Raw genomic sequence first — 16,071 nt, forward strand, 5'->3', positions numbered from 1 at the left:
AGGCAGTTCCTCGCTTCCTTCGCCCGCCGCGTCGCGGGCGGCTGTCAGAGCACTCCGCTCCCGGAGCAGGCTGCCGACGAACCCGCCGACCGCCCCCAGGCTCAGGCCTGCGGCCACCAGACCGCCACGGCTCACGGTTCGCATGGCCCCCGCCTCCCCGATCACGGCCCTGCCGGATGGATGCGCCCTATCTGATCGCATCGTATCCAGGATGCGATTCCGTCGACACCGCCTGAAAGCAAAGAGCGGGTCGTGTCCGGTGTGTACCGGGCACGACCCGCCTGGCGGTCGGTCGTTCGGACATCGACACGCTTCGTCCGCTCAGTCCTCGGACTCCTCGGCACCGCCGTCCAGGCCCTGCTGGATGACCGGCCCCTCGCCCGGAGCAAGCGTGCCCAGGATCCTCTTCAGATCCTCCATCGACGCGAACTCGACGGTGATCTTGCCCTTCTTCTGACCGAGGTCGACCTTGACCCGGGTCTCGAAGCGGTCGGAGAGCCGCGTGGCCAACTCGTTGAGCGCGGGAGAGACCCGGCTCCCGGCACGCGGCCCCTTGGACCGGGTGGCGCTCTGGGGCCGCGACCCCATGAGGGTGACGATCTCCTCGACGGCCCGCACGGACAGCCCCTCGGCCACGATGCGGTGGGCCAGCCTGTCCTGCTCCTCCGAGTCCTCGACGGACAGCAGAGCCCGAGCATGTCCTGCGGACAGGACACCGGCGGCCACCCGGCGCTGCACCGCCGGGGACAGCTTCAACAGTCGCAGGGTGTTGGAGACCTGCGGACGGGACCGGCCGATACGGTCCGCGAGCTGATCGTGCGTGCAGTTGAAGTCCTTGAGGAGCTGGTCATAGGCGGCGGCCTCTTCCAGCGGGTTCAACTGCGCCCGGTGCAGGTTCTCCAGAAGGGCGTCCAGAAGGAGCTTCTCGTCCTCCGTCGCGCGCACGATCGCCGGGATGGCTTCGAGGCCGGCCTCTCTGCAGGCTCGCCACCGCCGCTCGCCCATGATGAGTTCGTAGCGTCCCGGGCCCATCTGCCGGACCACGATGGGCTGGAGAAGCCCGACCTCCTTGATGGAGGTGATCAGCTCGGCGAGCGCGTCGTCGTCGAACACCTCACGGGGCTGCCGGGGGTTCGGGGTGATGGAGTCGAGGGGCAACTCGGCGAAGTGGGCCCCCACGGGAGGCGCGGGCGTTCCCGCAGGGCGGTGCGCCGACGGCTCCTCGGTTTCACGTGAAACAGGCGGGAGCGTGGCCACCTTCGCAGCCGCCACTCCCCGGTCCGTCGCCAGCAGGGGTGCCGAGGAGACGGACGCACCGCCACCCAGCCCACCCGCGGCTGCCGACTTCTCTCCTGTCGGGGCAGCAGGGATCAGTGCGCCCAGACCACGGCCCAGTCCACCCCTCCGTCGTTCGCTCACTGCATCCCCTCCGCCATGCTCTGTTCCGTCTGGGCGCCGTTGTGAGCGTGCTGTGCGTCGTACGCGACGCCCACACCCTTCAGCGCGATTTCGCGTGCCGCCTCAAGGTAAGAGAGAGCACCGCTTGATCCTGGATCGTAGGTCAGCACCGTCTGCCCATAGCTCGGCGCCTCGGAGATACGGACCGAGCGCGGGATGCTCGTCCTCAGCACCTCGTCGCTGAAGTGGCTGCGCACCTCTTCCGCGACCTGGGACGCCAGGCGCGTCCGGCCGTCGTACATGGTGAGCAGAATGGTCGACACATGCAGAGCGGGGTTGAGATGCCCCCGCACCAGGTCGACATTGCGCAGCAGTTGCCCGAGGCCCTCCAGCGCGTAGTACTCGCACTGGATCGGGATGAGCACCTCCTGACCGGCGACCAGTGCATTGACGGTCAGCAGGCCCAGCGAGGGCGGGCAGTCGATGAGGATGTAGTCCAGCGGCTGCTCATAGGCCTGGATCGCCCGTTCCAGTCGACTCTCTCGCGCGACCAGGGACACCAGCTCGATCTCCGCACCGGCGAGATCGATCGTGGCGGGGGCGCAGAAGAGACCTTCGACATCGGAGACCGGCTGGACGACCTCCGCGAGCGGCTTGCTCTCGACCAACACGTCGTAGATGGAGGGGACATCCGCGTGATGGTCGATCCCCAGCGCGGTGGACGCGTTGCCCTGAGGGTCGAGGTCGATCACCAGGACGCGGCCACCGTGCAGAGCGAGGGAGGCGGCGAGATTGACCGTCGTCGTGGTCTTCCCCACCCCGCCCTTCTGATTGGCCACCACGATGACACGGGTCTGACTGGGGCGTGGCAGCCCTTCACCGACCCGACCCATCGCCTCCACCGCACGTTGGGCAGCACGACCGATGGGTGTCTCGTCCATCGGGGGCGGTGTTTCACGTGAAACACCCTCCCCCATCGACTCGGTACGGGGACCGGGGACCGGATCGGTCATCGGTCCCGCGATGTTGGCGTCGGACCGCAAGGATTCACTCTCCTCGACTTCAGGCTCACAGTGAACAGAGCCTCCCATGCCTTCGGGGTCGTGAACCAGTGAGGTCCGGTCTTCTGTGGAGAAATCCACCTCTGTGGACAACTCCGTTCCCTCTACGGGGGACAAGGCTCCGCGAGGCGACGGTTCTTCGAGGGATCCGAGGGGCCTACGGTCACGGGGTTCGGCCGCAGCCCGGCCACGACTGATGATGCCGTGCAGCAGTGAGCGACGTTTCACGTGAAACACGATGCACAGCAGCTCTGACCGAACCCCCGCGACACTCCGTGTCAGGCAGGTTTGGGTGCTGGGGTGGAGTACCTGAACGTACCCGGATGTCCACCGTCAGCGACGACGGCGGGCCCGTCCCGCCCGAGCCGCCTTCGCTCGCTTCGCCGCGAACCGCACACCGCCGGGGCTCTCCCCGACCTCCACCCGCACCACGGTCGACAGCGGATCCACGATCCCGTCACCGACATGCAGGATGGACGTCTCCACGGCGCCGAGCTTGCTCAGAGCGGAAGCAGCGCTCTTCAGCTCTTCCTCCGCGGTATCGCCCTTGAGAGCAAGCATCTCCCCATAGGGACGCAGCAGCGGGATACCCCAGGTGGCCAGGCGGTCCAGCGGGGCCACGGCACGGGCGGTAACGACATGGACCTGCGGGATCTTACCCATGACCTCCTCGGCACGGCCGCGGACGACCGTCACATGGTCGAGGCCGAGCATCTCGACGACCTCGGTGAGGAAGTTGGTCCGCCGCAGCAGCGGCTCGAGCAGCGTGATCTTCAAGTCCTCACGGACGAGCGCAAGCGGGATGCCGGGCAGACCGGCGCCCGAACCGACATCGCACACGGTCACGCCCTCGGGCACGACCTCGGAGAGGACCGCACAGTTCAGCAGGTGCCGCTCCCACAGACGGGGCACTTCCCGCGGTCCGATCAGACCACGCTGCACACCTGCCTCGGCAAGCAGCTCCGCATAGCGGACCGCGTCCGCGTAGCGATCACCGAACACCTCGCGCGCCTGCTCGGGAGCAGGGGGAAGCTCTGCTGCTTCCGTCACGGGGACCGTCCTTCCGTACCGCATGAGCGCACTGAGCGCAGAACCAGGGCTATCAGGGCTCCCGGCTGCCATGACCACAGCCGTGAGGAACTACCAGGCTGACAAAGTTCGGCCCCGCCTGCGCAACAGACGGGGCCGGAGAAGCGTACGGGCCGAATCAGGCGGGCAGCACGACGACGAAGCGCTGCGGCTCTTCGCCCTCGGACTCGCTGCGCAGGCCCACGGCCTTGACCGCGTCATGCACGACCTTGCGCTCGAAGGGCGTCATCGGCTTGAGCTTCACGGGCTCGCCGGTGCTCTTGGCCTCGGCCGCCGCCTGGGCGCCGAGCTTCGAGAGCTCCGCGCGCTTCTTGGCGCGGTAGCCGGCGATGTCGAGCATCAGCCGACTGCGGTCGCCGGTCTCCCGGTGCACGGCCAGGCGCGTGAGCTCCTGGAGGGCTTCGAGCACCTCGCCGTCGCGGCCGACCAGCTTCTGGAGGTCGCGGCTGTCCGTGTCACTGATGATCGACACGGAGGCGCGGTCGGCCTCGACGTCCATGTCGATATCGCCGTCGAGATCGGCGATATCGAGCAGACCCTCCAGGTAGTCCGCCGCGATCTCACCCTCCTGCTCCAGGCGAGTCAGGGTGTCTGCGCCCTCGGCAGCGGCGGAGGTGGTGCCTTCCGTCACGGGATGGACTCCTTCTTACTTCTTGGACGGGGACTTGGGCCGCTGCGGACCCTTGCGCTGGCCGGACTGGGCCCTGCTGCGGGTACCGTCACCGGGCTTGGACGTCGCCTTCTTGGCGCCACCGGCCGGCTTGGCTTCCTTCTGCTGGGCTTCCTGCGGCTCGTCGGACTCGCTCTCGGAAGAGTCGGGCTCGGATCCGCCCGCGGGCTTGGGACCGCCGGACTGGCGCTGCGCCTTGCTCTGCCGCTTGGGCTGCTGACGCTTGGGGGCGGCGGTGGTCGTCCCGTCCTCGGCGGTGTCGACGGCCACGGCGTCGCTCTTCACCACGGAACCGTCGGACTGGGCCGCGAGACCCGCCTTGCTCAGACCGTTGATGAACTTGCGCTCGAACTCGTTGCGGTCACGGCCCTTGGCGACGATGGCCTTGACGATGACCTTCTCACGCCGGTTGCGGGTCTTGCCGTGGTGCGTGATGTGCTTGTGCAGACGCTCCAGGTAGGAGGCCTGAGCCTTGGAACCCGGGGTCGGGTTGTTGTGGATCACGTACATCTGCTGGCCCATGGTCCACACGTTGGTGGTCAGCCAGTAGACGAGGACACCGACCGGGAAGTTGATACCGAAGACGGCGAAGATGATGGGGAAGACGTACATCAGCATCTTCTGCTGCTGCATGAACGGCGTCTTCACCGTCGTGTCGACGTTCTTCGTCATCAGCTGACGCTGCGTGTAGAACTGCGACGCCGACATCAGGATGATCATGATCGCGGTGACGACCCGCACATCGGTCAGCGAAGCACCGAGCTGGGAGACCTTGTCCGCGCTGTCCGTGAACTTGGCGGCCAGCGGGGCGCCGACGATATGGGCCTTCTGCGCGCTGGCGAGCAGGCTGTCGTCGATGACGCCGATGGTCTTGCCCGACGCGATGCCGTTGAGCACGTGGTACAGGGCGAAGAAGAACGGGGACTGCGCCAGGATGGGAAGGCACGAGGAGAGCGGGTTGGTACCCGACTCCTTGTACAGCTTCATCATCTCTTCGGACTGACGCTGCTTGTCGTTCTTGTAGCGCTCCTGGATCTTCTTCATCTCGGGCTGGAGCGTCTGCATGGCCCGGGTCGCCTTGATCTGCTTCACGAAGAGCGGGATCAGGCAGATACGGATCAGGATCACCAGGGACACGATGGACAGGCCCCAGGCCCACCCGGTGTCAGGCCCGAAGATCGCTCCGTACACCTTGTGGAACTGGACGATGACCCAGGAGACGGGCCAGGTGATGAAACTGAAGAGGCTGGCAATCGTGTCCACTAATCATGCTCCTTGGGCATGGGACGAGGTCTCTGCGGCCGGGCTCGAAGGAACGTTCCCCTCGATGGCCGGTTCGGCGGCGGAGGGCCCGCCCTTGCGTGCACGCCAGGCGTCACGCAACATTTCGTGCCACCGCGGACGCTTGCGCGGCGGAACATGGTCCACGCCGCCCAACGACCACGGATTGCACCGTAGGATCCGCCAGGCGGTGAGCGCCGTCCCCTTGATCGCACCGTGCCGGTCGATGGCCGTATAGCCGTAGTGGGAACACGACGGGTAGTACTTGCATACCGGCCCCAGCAGCGGACTGATCGTCCACTGATAGAGCTTGATCAGGGCCAGCAGCGGGTACTTCATCGCGCGCCCCCTCCTCCCGTCAGCCGTTGAAGAGCGGCGTCCAGGTCTCGGGCTAGCTGTGCATGGTCGGCGTCGCCCGCACCGGGCAGCGCTCGTACGACTACCAGGCTACCGGGGGGCACCAAGGCCACTCGGTCACGCATCAGATGCCGAAGCCTGCGCTTGACCTTGTTGCGGACGACCGCTCCACCCACAGCCTTGCTCACGACGAAACCCGCACGCGTCGGGGGAGCGCTCTCCCCAGGCGCGTGCGGGTCCGTGACACCGCTACGAAGGTGGACGACGAGAAGCGGGCGTCCGGCCCGACGTCCTCGGCGTACCGCGGTCGCGAAGTCCTCGCGCCGCCTCAGCCGTTGTTCGGTAGGCAGCACGTCATGACCTGTTCGCGATCAGGCGGACAGGCGGGCGCGACCCTTGCTGCGGCGGGACGCCAGGATGGCGCGGCCGGCACGGGTGCGCATACGCAGCCGGAAGCCGTGGGTCTTCGCGCGACGACGGTTGTTCGGCTGGAAGGTGCGCTTGCTCACTCGGGGGCTCCAGTAATGATTCGGTGGGTGGCGGGGTGCCGCCTGGCTGTCACCGTGCGCCCACGAGTAGCTCGCATTACGCCCGAGTGCACCGCTTTCCGATCACCGAAATGCGCCCTTGGTGGACACTGTGCGTGATCTACGCCCATCGGAGGCAGGCGGCAGCAGCCATCGACAACTCGACCTCGCTACGGTACGTGGGGCCGCACCGTCCGGTCAAACCCGTGCCCCGTGAGGGACACTTGTCCACAGGCTGGGGACAACGACTTGAACCACGCCGGTCGCCCTGACTACCGTGGCCGGACTCCGATTCGTTCCCTTGTCCCCACCCCGGCGGTTCCGCCCCGCCTCGACCCACCCCGACTTTCCGCGACCCCTCTGTTCGCGGGACCTGTGAGAGAGCGTGCCCTGTGGCTGACGTACCTGCCGATCTTGCCGCAGTGTGGCCGCGCGTACTCGAGCAGCTTCTCGGTGAGGGGCGCGGGCCCGGGGTCGAGGCCAAGGACGAGCACTGGATCAAGCGCTGCCAGCCGCTCGCGCTGGTCGCCGACACCGCCCTCCTCGCCGTCCCGAACGAATTTGCGAAAGGCGTTCTCGAGGGCCGACTCGCGCCGGTCGTCAGCGACACCCTGAGCCGTGAGTGCGGTCGCCCGATCCGTATCGCGATCACCGTCGACGACTCCGCGGGCGAGCCCCCGGCCCCGCAGCCGCGCTACGAGGAGCCCGATCTCTCCGCGCCCCAGCGCCGTGACGCGTACGACACCCAGAACGGCTACGAGGGATACGGCCGCCACCGCGCCGACGACCACCGCGCGCCGCGCGCCGACCAACTGCCCCCCGGCTCCGGCGACCAGCTCCCCGCTGTCCGCCCCGCCTACCCGGGCGAATACCAGCGCCCCGAGCCCGGCGCCTGGCCGCGCCCGTCCCAGGACGACTACGGCTGGCAGCAGCAGCGGCTCGGCTTCCCCGAGCGCGACCCGTACGCCACACCGACGCCGGACTACCGCGCGCAGTCGCTGGAGCGGTCCCCGTACGAGCAGCAGCGCCCGGACTACGAGAGCGCACGCCCCGACTTCGACCAGCACCGCCCCGACCGCCGCGAACTCCCCGAGTCCTCCGCCGCCGACGGCCAGGGACACCGTGGCGGTCCGGCCGGGCCGGGATCGACCACCGGCGCGACCGGCCCGCTGGCCGCGAAGCCCGCGCCGGCGACCGGTGCGGGCGAGCCCACCGCGCGCCTGAATCCGAAGTACCTCTTCGACACGTTCGTCATCGGCGCGTCGAACCGCTTCGCGCACGCGGCGGCGGTCGCCGTCGCCGAGGCGCCGGCCAAGGCGTACAACCCCCTGTTCATCTACGGGGAGTCGGGGCTCGGCAAGACGCATCTGCTGCACGCGATCGGGCACTACGCGCGCAGCCTCTACCCCGGCACGCGCGTGCGGTACGTGAGCTCCGAGGAGTTCACCAACGAGTTCATCAACTCCATCCGCGACGGCAAGGCGGACGCGTTCCGCAAGCGCTACCGCGACATGGACATCCTGCTGGTCGACGACATCCAGTTCCTCGCGCAGAAGGAGTCGACGCAGGAGGAGTTCTTCCACACCTTCAATACGCTCCACAACGCCAACAAGCAGATCGTGTTGTCCTCGGACCGGCCGCCCAAGCAACTGGTCACTCTGGAGGACCGGTTGCGCAACCGCTTCGAGTGGGGGCTGATCACCGACGTCCAGCCGCCCGAGTTGGAGACGCGGATCGCGATCCTGCGCAAGAAGGCGGTGCAGGAGCAGCTCAACGCCCCGCCGGAGGTGCTGGAGTTCATCGCCTCCCGTATCTCGCGCAACATCCGCGAGTTGGAGGGCGCCCTGATCCGGGTGACGGCGTTCGCGTCGCTCAACCGGCAGCCGGTGGACCTCGGGCTGACGGAGATCGTCCTCAAGGACCTGATCCCCGGCGGCGAGGACACGGCACCCGAGATCACCGCGCCCGCCATCATGGCCGCCACCGCCGACTACTTCGGGCTGACGGTGGAGGACCTGTGCGGCACCTCACGCGGACGCGCCCTGGTGACCGCCCGGCAGATCGCGATGTATCTGTGCCGTGAGCTGACCGATCTGTCGCTGCCGAAGATCGGGGCGCAGTTCGGCGGCCGGGACCACACGACGGTGATGCACGCCGACCGCAAGATCCGTGCGTTGATGGCCGAGCGGCGGTCGATCTACAACCAGGTCACCGAGCTGACGAACCGCATCAAGAACGGCTGACGGCGGACCTGGTCCAGGACCACCGCGAGCGCCCCCGGGAAGCCTTCCCGGGGGCGCTCGCGCCGTTCCCGGCAGGCGTCCCGGCGGGACCCACGGTCACGCCACGGCAGCCCCGTGCTCGGCCCCATGGCGGCCTCACGAGCCCTCGCCCTCACTCGCCGATGCCGCTCCCGCTCGTCGCACCCGCACCCACATCCACTCCCACAGAGCGCCTCTCGGGACCGCGCGGCGCCGCCGCCACCCCTCTCACCGCTCCGCCCCCACGATCTCCCCCGACAACCGGTGTTCGAATACCTGCCGGGGTTACGGTCGTCCTCCACAGATTCGGTGACTTTCTTCCATCCACATCCTGGGGACTGCGAAGTTATCCAGACTGTGTCCACAGGCTGTGCTGTTGAACGACGATCAGCCCAGCTCAGTCACCTGTGGATCGGTGGACAAACGATCTCCACAGGGTGTGGACAAGATGATGATCCACAGGCCGTGCGTCGAGTTGTCCACCGGCAACCCACAGGATGGGGCGGGTTGTCCCCAGCGATCTCCCGGTTCTCCACATCGTTGTCCACTGTTCGGCAACGTGACGTGCCCTCTCACCGGGGCGAGTGAAAGGCGTCACATCAAGGTGCCGGAGAGGCCTGTGGGAAAGGCGGCGAAATCTGGGGACAAGGCTGGGGAGAACTAGGCCCAACCTGTGCACGGGGTGTGCAGAACTTTCTGTTCTCCACAGACAGGCCCGGTTGTCCACCGGCTCCACCCACAGGGTCGGTGGACAAAATCTGGCCGCTGAGCTGGGACAACGCGGTTATCCACCGTTTCCACAGGCCCTACTACTACTCCCACTCAGAGAGAGCAGGGAATCCGTTTCGAAGTGGGGCCTGTGCACAACTCGCGCTCCGGTTCACGGCTGCCCCTCGTCACGACTTGACCCCGAGAGGCACCTACTGTCAGTGCGGTGCGTCAGACTGGTTCCTGGTGTCCTGCCCCGCTCCGGGAGCCGCGACACCAGTCAGACGACGAAGGCCAAGCAGGGCGAGAGCGCCGGCAACAGCAGGAGGCGGCTTACGGTGAAGATCCGGGTGGAACGCGACGTACTCGCGGAGGCAGTGGCCTGGGCTGCGCGCAGCCTCCCGGCCCGTCCGCCGGCGCCGGTCCTCGCCGGCCTGCTGCTGAAGGCCGAGGACGGTCAGCTCAGCCTGTCGAGCTTCGACTACGAGGTCTCGGCGCGGGTCTCCGTGGACGCGGAGGTCGAGGAGGAGGGCACGGTCCTCGTCTCCGGCCGGCTCCTCGCCGACATCTGCCGCGCCCTCCCCAACCGTCCGGTGGAGATCTCCACAGACGGTGTACGGGCGACGGTGGTCTGCGGCTCCTCCCGCTTCACCCTCCACACCCTGCCTGTGGAGGAGTACCCCGCGCTGCCGCAGATGCCGAACGCGACGGGCACGGTCCCCGGCGAGGTCTTCGCCGCTGCCGCCGCCCAGGTCGCCATCGCCGCCGGTCGTGACGACACGCTGCCGGTCCTCACCGGTGTGCGCATCGAGATCGAGGGCGACACGGTGACCCTGGCCTCGACCGACCGTTACCGCTTCGCGGTCCGCGAGTTCCTGTGGAAGCCGGAGAACCCCGACGCGTCCGCGGTCGCCCTGGTGCCCGCCAAGACGCTCCTGGACACCGCCAAGGCGCTCACGAGCGGTGACACGGTGACGCTGGCGCTGTCCGGCTCGGGCGCGGGCGAGGGCCTGATCGGCTTCGAGGGCGCCGGGCGGCGGACGACGACGCGCCTCCTGGAGGGCGACCTCCCGAAGTACCGCACGCTGTTCCCGACGGAGTTCAACTCGGTCGCCACCATCGAGACCGCCCCGTTCGTCGAGGCCGTCAAGCGTGTCGCGCTGGTCGCCGAGCGCAACACCCCCGTGCGGCTCAGCTTCGAGCAGGGCGTGCTGATCCTGGAGGCCGGATCCAGCGACGACGCACAGGCTGTGGAGCGGGTCGACGCCCAGCTCGAGGGCGACGACATCTCGATCGCCTTCAACCCCACGTTCCTGCTGGACGGTCTGAGCGCGATCGACTCGCCGGTGGCCCAGCTCTCGTTCACGACGTCCACCAAGCCCGCGCTGCTGGGCGGCAAGCCGGCCGTGGACGCCGAGGCGGACGAGACGTACAAGTACCTGATCATGCCGGTGCGGCTGAGCGGCTGACGACCGTCCGAAGCGTGTCCCGGGCCCGTGCGATCAGCGGTCCACAGACCCGGGACCGAAGCCGTGGACCGGGGTGCGCGAGCGAGCGTCCGCGCTCTCGGATGTGCATGACCACCCGGGTTTACGCTCGGACACAGGTACGAACGTGCCTCTCATGCCACATCGCAATCTAAGGAACACTTGATGGAGCTCGGTCTCGTCGGCCTCGGCAAGATGGGCGGCAACATGCGCGAGCGGATCCGCCGCGCAGGCCACACCGTCATCGGATACGACCGCAACCCTGACCTCGCCGATGTCCAGAGCCTGGAAGAGCTTGTGGGCAAGCTCCCCGGTCCCCGAGTGGTGTGGGTGATGGTTCCGGCCGGTGCCCCGACGCAGTCCACGATCGACGAGCTGGCCGAACTCCTGGAGCCCGGCGACATCGTCGTGGACGGCGGCAACTCCCGCTGGACGGACGACGAGAAGCACGCCGAGGAGCTGGCGGCCAAGGGCATCGGCTTCGTCGACTGCGGTGTCTCCGGCGGCGTCTGGGGCCTGGAGAACGGCTACGCGCTGATGTACGGCGGCGACGCCGAGCACGTCGCCCGGGTGCAGCCGATCTTCGACGCCCTCAAGCCCGAGGGCGACCTGGGCGCGGTGCACGCGGGCAAGGTCGGCGCGGGCCACTTCGCGAAGATGGTCCACAACGGCATCGAGTACGCGATGATGCAGGCCTACGCCGAGGGCTGGGAGCTGCTGGAGAAGGTCGACTCCGTGGAGAACGTCCGCGAGGTCTTCCGCTCCTGGCAGGAGGGCACGGTCATCCGCTCCTGGCTGCTGGACCTGGCGGTCAACGCCCTGGACGAGGACGAGCACCTGGACGAGCTGCGCGGCTACGCGCAGGACTCCGGCGAGGGCCGCTGGACCGTCGAGGCGGCCATCGACAACGCCGTGCCGCTCCCGGCCATCACGGCGTCGCTGTTCGCCCGGTTCGCCTCGCGCCAGGACGACTCCCCGCAGATGAAGATGATCGCCGCCCTGCGCAACCAGTTCGGCGGCCACGCGGTCGAGAAGAAGTAATCCACAGGACCGCCCGGCGGTCCACAACCTCGGGGAGATCGGCGAAACGACCATGCACGTCACGCATCTGTCGCTGGCCGACTTCCGCTCGTACGCCCGGGTCGAAGTCCCCCTCGACCCGGGCGTCACCGCGTTCGTCGGACCCAACGGCCAGGGCAAGACGAACCTCGTCGAGGCGGTCGGCTATCTCGCCACGCTCGGCAGCCACCGCGTCTCCTCCGACGCGCCCCTGGTCCGTATGGGCGCCGACCGCGCCATCGTCCGGGCCGCCGTCCGGCAGGGCGAGCGCACGCAACTGGTCGAGCTGGAGCTGAACCCCGGCAAGGCCAACCGCGCCCGCATCAACAGGTCCTCGCAGGTCAGACCGCGTGATGTGCTCGGCATCGTACGAACCGTGCTGTTCGCGCCCGAGGACCTCGCCCTGGTCAAGGGCGACCCCGGTGAGCGCCGCCGCTTCCTGGACGAGCTGATCACCGCCCGCTCCCCGCGCATGGCCGCAGTCCGCTCCGACTACGACCGGGTCCTCAAGCAGCGCAACACCCTCCTCAAGACGGCCGCGCTGGCCCGTCGGCACGGTGGACGCGCTCTGGACCTGTCCACCCTGGACGTCTGGGACCAGCACCTCGCGCGCGCGGGCGCCGAACTGCTCGCCCAGCGCCTCGATCTGATCTCCGCGCTCCAGCCGCTCGCGGAGAAGGCGTACGAGCAGCTCGCCCCCGGCGGCGGCCCGGTCACCCTGGACTACAAGCCGTCGGCGCCCGGCGAGGCCCACACGCGCGAGGCCCTCTACGAGCAGCTCATGGCCGCCTTCTCCGACGCCCGCAAGCAGGAGATCGAGCGCGGCGTCACCCTCGTGGGACCCCACCGCGACGATCTGCTGCTGGGCCTCGGCCGACTGCCCGCGAAGGGGTACGCCTCCCACGGCGAGTCCTGGTCCTACGCGCTGGCGCTGCGCCTGGCCTCGTACGAACTCCTGCGCGCGGAAGGCAACGAGCCGGTGCTCGTCCTCGACGACGTCTTCGCCGAGCTGGACGCCCGCCGCCGCGAGCGCCTGGCGGAGCTGGTCGCGCCCGGCGAGCAGGTCCTGGTGACCGCCGCGGTCGACGACGACGTACCGGATGTTCTGACCGGGACGCGGTACACCGTGTCCGACGGCACGGTGGAACGCGCATGAGCACCGACGAACCGGCACCGGCACCGAAGACCCCCGAGCTCTCGGGCGTCGACCTCGCGCGCGTGGCGCTCAGAGCCGCGAAGGAGCAGGCACGCGCGCGTGGCGACGCGGCCCAGCAGAAGCGGCAGGCCCGGCGCGGCGGACTGCGTTCCGGCGCCCGCGCCGACCGCCGCGACCCGATGGAGCTGGGGGCGGCCATCAACCGCCTGATCACCGAGCGCGGCTGGGAGACCCCGGCCGCGGTGGGCGGGGTGATGGGGCGCTGGCCGCAGATCGTCGGCGAGAACCTCGCGAAGCACTGCGTTCCCCAGCGGTACGACGAGGACGAACGCGTCCTGACCGTGCAGTGCGACTCCACGGCGTGGGCGACGCAGTTGCGGCTGCTGGCCCCGCAGCTCGTCGCGCGCCTCAACGAGGACCTCGGGCACGGCACGGTGCGGCTGCTCAAGGTCCAGGGCCCAGGCGGTCCCACCCAGCGTTATGGCCGCCTGCGCGCCCCCGGGAGCACGGGGCCCGGTGACACCTACGGGTGACCGACATCACGCCGGGGCCGCTGGAAACGGGCGTCGGCGGCCCTGTCACCACGGTCGCGCGCGCCCATGAAGATCGACCTGACTCCGAAGTAGCCAAGGGTTGACAGACGGAAGCGCTGAGTGCCGCTCAGAGGCTCTTGGAGCCCCGCTCCGCATATGGGGAGTCGGGCGAGACCGGTTGAGGGCGGCACATGCGTACTCAGGTACCGGCAAACCCCCATCACTGTCAGTGCTACCGGTAGACTGGAAGCCAATCCCGCCCCAAACGTGGGGACCGTCCGGGAAAAGCTGAGCAACGCTGATTCAGGGCTTACCAACGCAACATGCCGCAGCCGCTCCGGCAACCCTCCTTGGAGGGGGCACCCCCAGGAGCCTGGCTCGTGCTGTGCCAGAAAGGGCGCTTCGTGGCCGATTCCGGCAACCCCAACGAGAACATCCCGTCCACCGATGCCGACGTGAACGACGCGGCCGTCGCTCCGAGCGGCGAGGCAGCCGCGTCGTACGACGCGAGCGCCATCACCGTCCTCGAGGGTCTGGACGCGGTCCGCAAGCGACCCGGTATGTACATCGGCTCCACCGGTGAGCGCGGTCTGCATCACCTGGTGTACGAGGTCGTCGACAACTCGGTCGACGAGGCGCTCGCCGGTTACGCGGACACCATCGACGTGACGATCCTCGCCGACGGTGGCGTACGCGTCATCGACAACGGCCGTGGCATCCCCGTGGGCATCGTGCCCTCCGAGGGCAAGCCGGCCCTCGAGGTCGTGCTGACCGTGCTGCACGCGGGCGGCAAGTTCGGCGGCGGCGGCTATGCCGTGTCCGGCGGTCTGCACGGTGTGGGCGTCTCCGTCGTGAACGCCCTGTCGTCCAAGGTCTCCGTCGAGGTCAGGACCGACGGCCACCGCTGGACGCAGGACTACAAGATGGGCGTCCCGACGGCACCGCTGGCCGAGCACGAGGCGACCGAGGAGACCGGCACGTCGGTCACCTTCTGGGCCGACGCGGAGATCTTCGAGACCACCGAGTACTCCTTCGAGACGTTGTCCCGGCGCTTCCAGGAGATGGCGTTCCTCAACAAGGGCCTGACGATCCGGCTCACCGACGAGCGCGAGCAGGCCAAGGCCGTCACCGGGGCGGACGAGGCCGGGGCGGACGAGAAGGCCGAGGTCAAGTCCGTCACGTACCACTACGAGGGCGGCATCGTCGACTTCGTGAAGTACCTCAACTCCCGCAAGGGAGAGGTGGTGCACCCCACGGTCATCGACCTGGAGGCCGAGGACAAGGACAAGAGCCTGTCCCTCGAGGTCGCGATGCAGTGGAACAGCGGCTACAGCGAGGGCGTGTACTCCTTCGCGAACATCATCCACACCCATGAGGGCGGTACCCACGAAGAGGGCTTCCGCGCCGCGCTGACCTCGCTGATCAACAAGTACGCGCGCGACAAGAAGCTGCTGCGGGACAAGGACGACAACCTCACGGGTGACGACATCCGCGAGGGTCTGACCGCGATCATCTCGGTCAAGCTGAGCGAGCCGCAGTTCGAGGGCCAGACGAAGACCAAGCTGGGCAACACGGAGGCCAAGACCTTCGTGCAGAAGGCGGTCTACGAGCACCTCACCGACTGGCTGGACCGCAACCCCGTCGAGGCCGCGGACATCGTCCGCAAGGGGATCCAGGCGGCCACCGCGCGCGTGGCCGCCCGCAAGGCCCGCGACCTCACCCGCCGCAAGGGCCTGCTGGAGACGGCGTCCCTGCCCGGCAAGCTGTCGGACTGCCAGTCCAACGACCCCACCAAGTGCGAGATCTTCATCGTCGAGGGTGACTCCGCCGGCGGCTCGGCCAAGTCCGGCCGCAACCCGGAGTACCAGGCGATCCTGCCGATCCGCGGCAAGATCCTCAACGTCGAGAAGGCCAGGATCGACAAGATCCTGCAGAACCAGGAGATCCAGGCGCTGATCTCCGCCTTCGGCACGGGTGTGCACGAGGACTTCGACATCGAGAAGCTCCGCTACCACAAGATCATCTTGATGGCGGACGCCGACGTCGACGGCCAGCACATCAACACCCTGCTGCTGACCTTCCTGTTCCGCTTCATGCGGCCGCTGGTGGAGGCGGGGCACGTGTTCCTCTCCCGTCCCCCGCTGTTCAAGATCAAGTGGGGCCGGGACGACTTCCAGTACGCGTACTCCAACCGCGAGCGGGACGCCCTGGTCGAACAGGGCCGCCAGCAGGGCAAGCGGATCAGGGACGACTCCATCCAGCGCTTCAAGGGCCTCGGCGAGATGAACGCCGAGGAACTGCGCGTGACCACGATGGACCAGGACCACCGGGTCCTCGGCCAGGTCACCCTGGACGACGCCGCGCAGGCGGACGACCTGTTCTCGGTCCTGATGGGCGAGGACGTGGAGGCCCGCCGCCAGTTCATCCAGCGCAACGCCAAGGACGTCCGCTTCCTCGACATCTGAGTCGGTCTCGGCTGACCGC

14 protein-coding genes are annotated in these 16,071 nt (G+C 68.4%); 6 read left to right on the plus strand and 8 right to left on the minus strand.

The features are described from left to right. Positions 1 to 321 precede the first annotated feature (321 nt). The 8 genes from NGF19_RS14865 to rpmH form a co-directional block, all read right to left on the minus strand. Positions 322 to 1,419 carry a ParB/RepB/Spo0J family partition protein gene (locus NGF19_RS14865; protein ID WP_252425361.1) on the minus strand — a complete coding sequence of 366 codons (1,098 nt, stop codon included), beginning with the start codon at positions 1,417 to 1,419 and terminating at the stop codon, positions 322 to 324. Continuing rightward, positions 1,416 to 2,489 carry a ParA family protein gene (locus tag NGF19_RS14870; protein ID WP_289734995.1) on the minus strand — a complete coding sequence of 358 codons (1,074 nt, stop codon included), beginning with the start codon at positions 2,487 to 2,489 and terminating at the stop codon, positions 1,416 to 1,418. Before NGF19_RS14870 ends, NGF19_RS14865 begins: the two co-directional genes overlap by 4 nt. Before the next feature lie 303 nt (positions 2,490 to 2,792). After that, positions 2,793 to 3,509: a 16S rRNA (guanine(527)-N(7))-methyltransferase RsmG gene (gene rsmG / locus NGF19_RS14875; RefSeq protein WP_252425362.1), complete on the minus strand. Its 717-nt coding sequence runs from the start codon at positions 3,507 to 3,509 to the stop codon at positions 2,793 to 2,795. 157 nt (positions 3,510 to 3,666) lie between these two features. Next, the gene (locus tag NGF19_RS14880; RefSeq protein WP_252425363.1) at positions 3,667 to 4,179 is read right to left on the minus strand and encodes a Jag family protein; all 513 of its coding nucleotides are present in this window, start codon (positions 4,177 to 4,179) and stop codon (positions 3,667 to 3,669) included. Between the two features lie 15 nt (positions 4,180 to 4,194). Beyond that, entirely contained in the window at positions 4,195 to 5,481 is a 1,287-nt protein-coding gene (gene yidC, locus NGF19_RS14885) for a membrane protein insertase YidC (RefSeq protein ID WP_252425364.1), read from the minus strand. A 3-nt stretch (positions 5,482 to 5,484) separates the two neighbouring features. Beyond that, positions 5,485 to 5,838, minus strand: a complete 354-nt coding sequence (gene yidD / locus NGF19_RS14890) for a membrane protein insertion efficiency factor YidD (protein WP_252425365.1) — start codon at positions 5,836 to 5,838, stop codon at positions 5,485 to 5,487. Next, positions 5,835 to 6,209, minus strand: coding sequence for a ribonuclease P protein component (gene rnpA, locus NGF19_RS14895; RefSeq protein ID WP_252425366.1), 375 nt, complete (start codon positions 6,207 to 6,209; stop codon positions 5,835 to 5,837). The genes yidD and rnpA overlap by 4 nt, the downstream gene beginning before the upstream one ends. A gap of 18 nt (positions 6,210 to 6,227) precedes the next feature. After that, a complete protein-coding gene (gene rpmH / locus NGF19_RS14900; RefSeq protein WP_003956500.1) occupies positions 6,228 to 6,365 on the minus strand; it encodes a 50S ribosomal protein L34 in 138 nt (45 codons plus the stop codon). Positions 6,366 to 6,775: 410 nt separating this feature from the next. On the opposite strand from rpmH, the gene dnaA reads away from it, so the two are divergent. From dnaA to gyrB, 6 genes are all read left to right on the plus strand, one after another. Continuing rightward, positions 6,776 to 8,626, plus strand: coding sequence for a chromosomal replication initiator protein DnaA (dnaA, locus tag NGF19_RS14905; RefSeq protein WP_308288485.1), 1,851 nt, complete (start codon positions 6,776 to 6,778; stop codon positions 8,624 to 8,626). 1,064 nt (positions 8,627 to 9,690) lie between these two features. Next, positions 9,691 to 10,821, plus strand: coding sequence for a DNA polymerase III subunit beta (dnaN, locus tag NGF19_RS14910; protein WP_252425367.1), 1,131 nt, complete (start codon positions 9,691 to 9,693; stop codon positions 10,819 to 10,821). Positions 10,822 to 11,004: 183 nt separating this feature from the next. Beyond that, on the plus strand, positions 11,005 to 11,880 hold the full coding sequence (gene gnd, locus NGF19_RS14915; protein WP_252425368.1) for a phosphogluconate dehydrogenase (NAD(+)-dependent, decarboxylating): 876 nt from the start codon (positions 11,005 to 11,007) through the stop codon (positions 11,878 to 11,880). Between the two features lie 52 nt (positions 11,881 to 11,932). Beyond that, positions 11,933 to 13,054, plus strand: coding sequence for a DNA replication/repair protein RecF (recF, locus tag NGF19_RS14920; RefSeq protein WP_252425369.1), 1,122 nt, complete (start codon positions 11,933 to 11,935; stop codon positions 13,052 to 13,054). Next, positions 13,051 to 13,587: a DciA family protein gene (locus tag NGF19_RS14925; protein ID WP_252425370.1), complete on the plus strand. Its 537-nt coding sequence runs from the start codon at positions 13,051 to 13,053 to the stop codon at positions 13,585 to 13,587. Before recF ends, NGF19_RS14925 begins: the two co-directional genes overlap by 4 nt. Before the next feature lie 380 nt (positions 13,588 to 13,967). After that, a complete protein-coding gene (gyrB, locus tag NGF19_RS14930; RefSeq protein ID WP_252425371.1) occupies positions 13,968 to 16,052 on the plus strand; it encodes a DNA topoisomerase (ATP-hydrolyzing) subunit B in 2,085 nt (694 codons plus the stop codon). The last annotated feature ends 19 nt before the right edge of the window (positions 16,053 to 16,071 follow it).

It is taken from the genome of Streptomyces macrolidinus (genome assembly GCF_023887685.1).
In the GTDB taxonomy this organism is placed as follows: Bacteria; Actinomycetota; Actinomycetes; order Streptomycetales; family Streptomycetaceae; genus Streptomyces; species Streptomyces macrolidinus.

Excerpts from the sequence above, each read along its gene's own strand:
- NGF19_RS14870 (WP_289734995.1), bottom strand. The coding sequence starts at position 2,489 with ATGGGAGGCTCTGTTCACTGTGAGCCTGAAGTCGAGGAGAGTGAATCC.
- yidD (WP_252425365.1), bottom strand. The coding sequence starts at position 5,838 with ATGAAGTACCCGCTGCTGGCCCTGATCAAGCTCTATCAGTGGACGATC.
- gnd (WP_252425368.1), top strand. The coding sequence starts at position 11,005 with ATGGAGCTCGGTCTCGTCGGCCTCGGCAAGATGGGCGGCAACATGCGC.
- recF (WP_252425369.1), top strand. The coding sequence starts at position 11,933 with ATGCACGTCACGCATCTGTCGCTGGCCGACTTCCGCTCGTACGCCCGG.
- NGF19_RS14925 (WP_252425370.1), top strand. The coding sequence starts at position 13,051 with ATGAGCACCGACGAACCGGCACCGGCACCGAAGACCCCCGAGCTCTCG.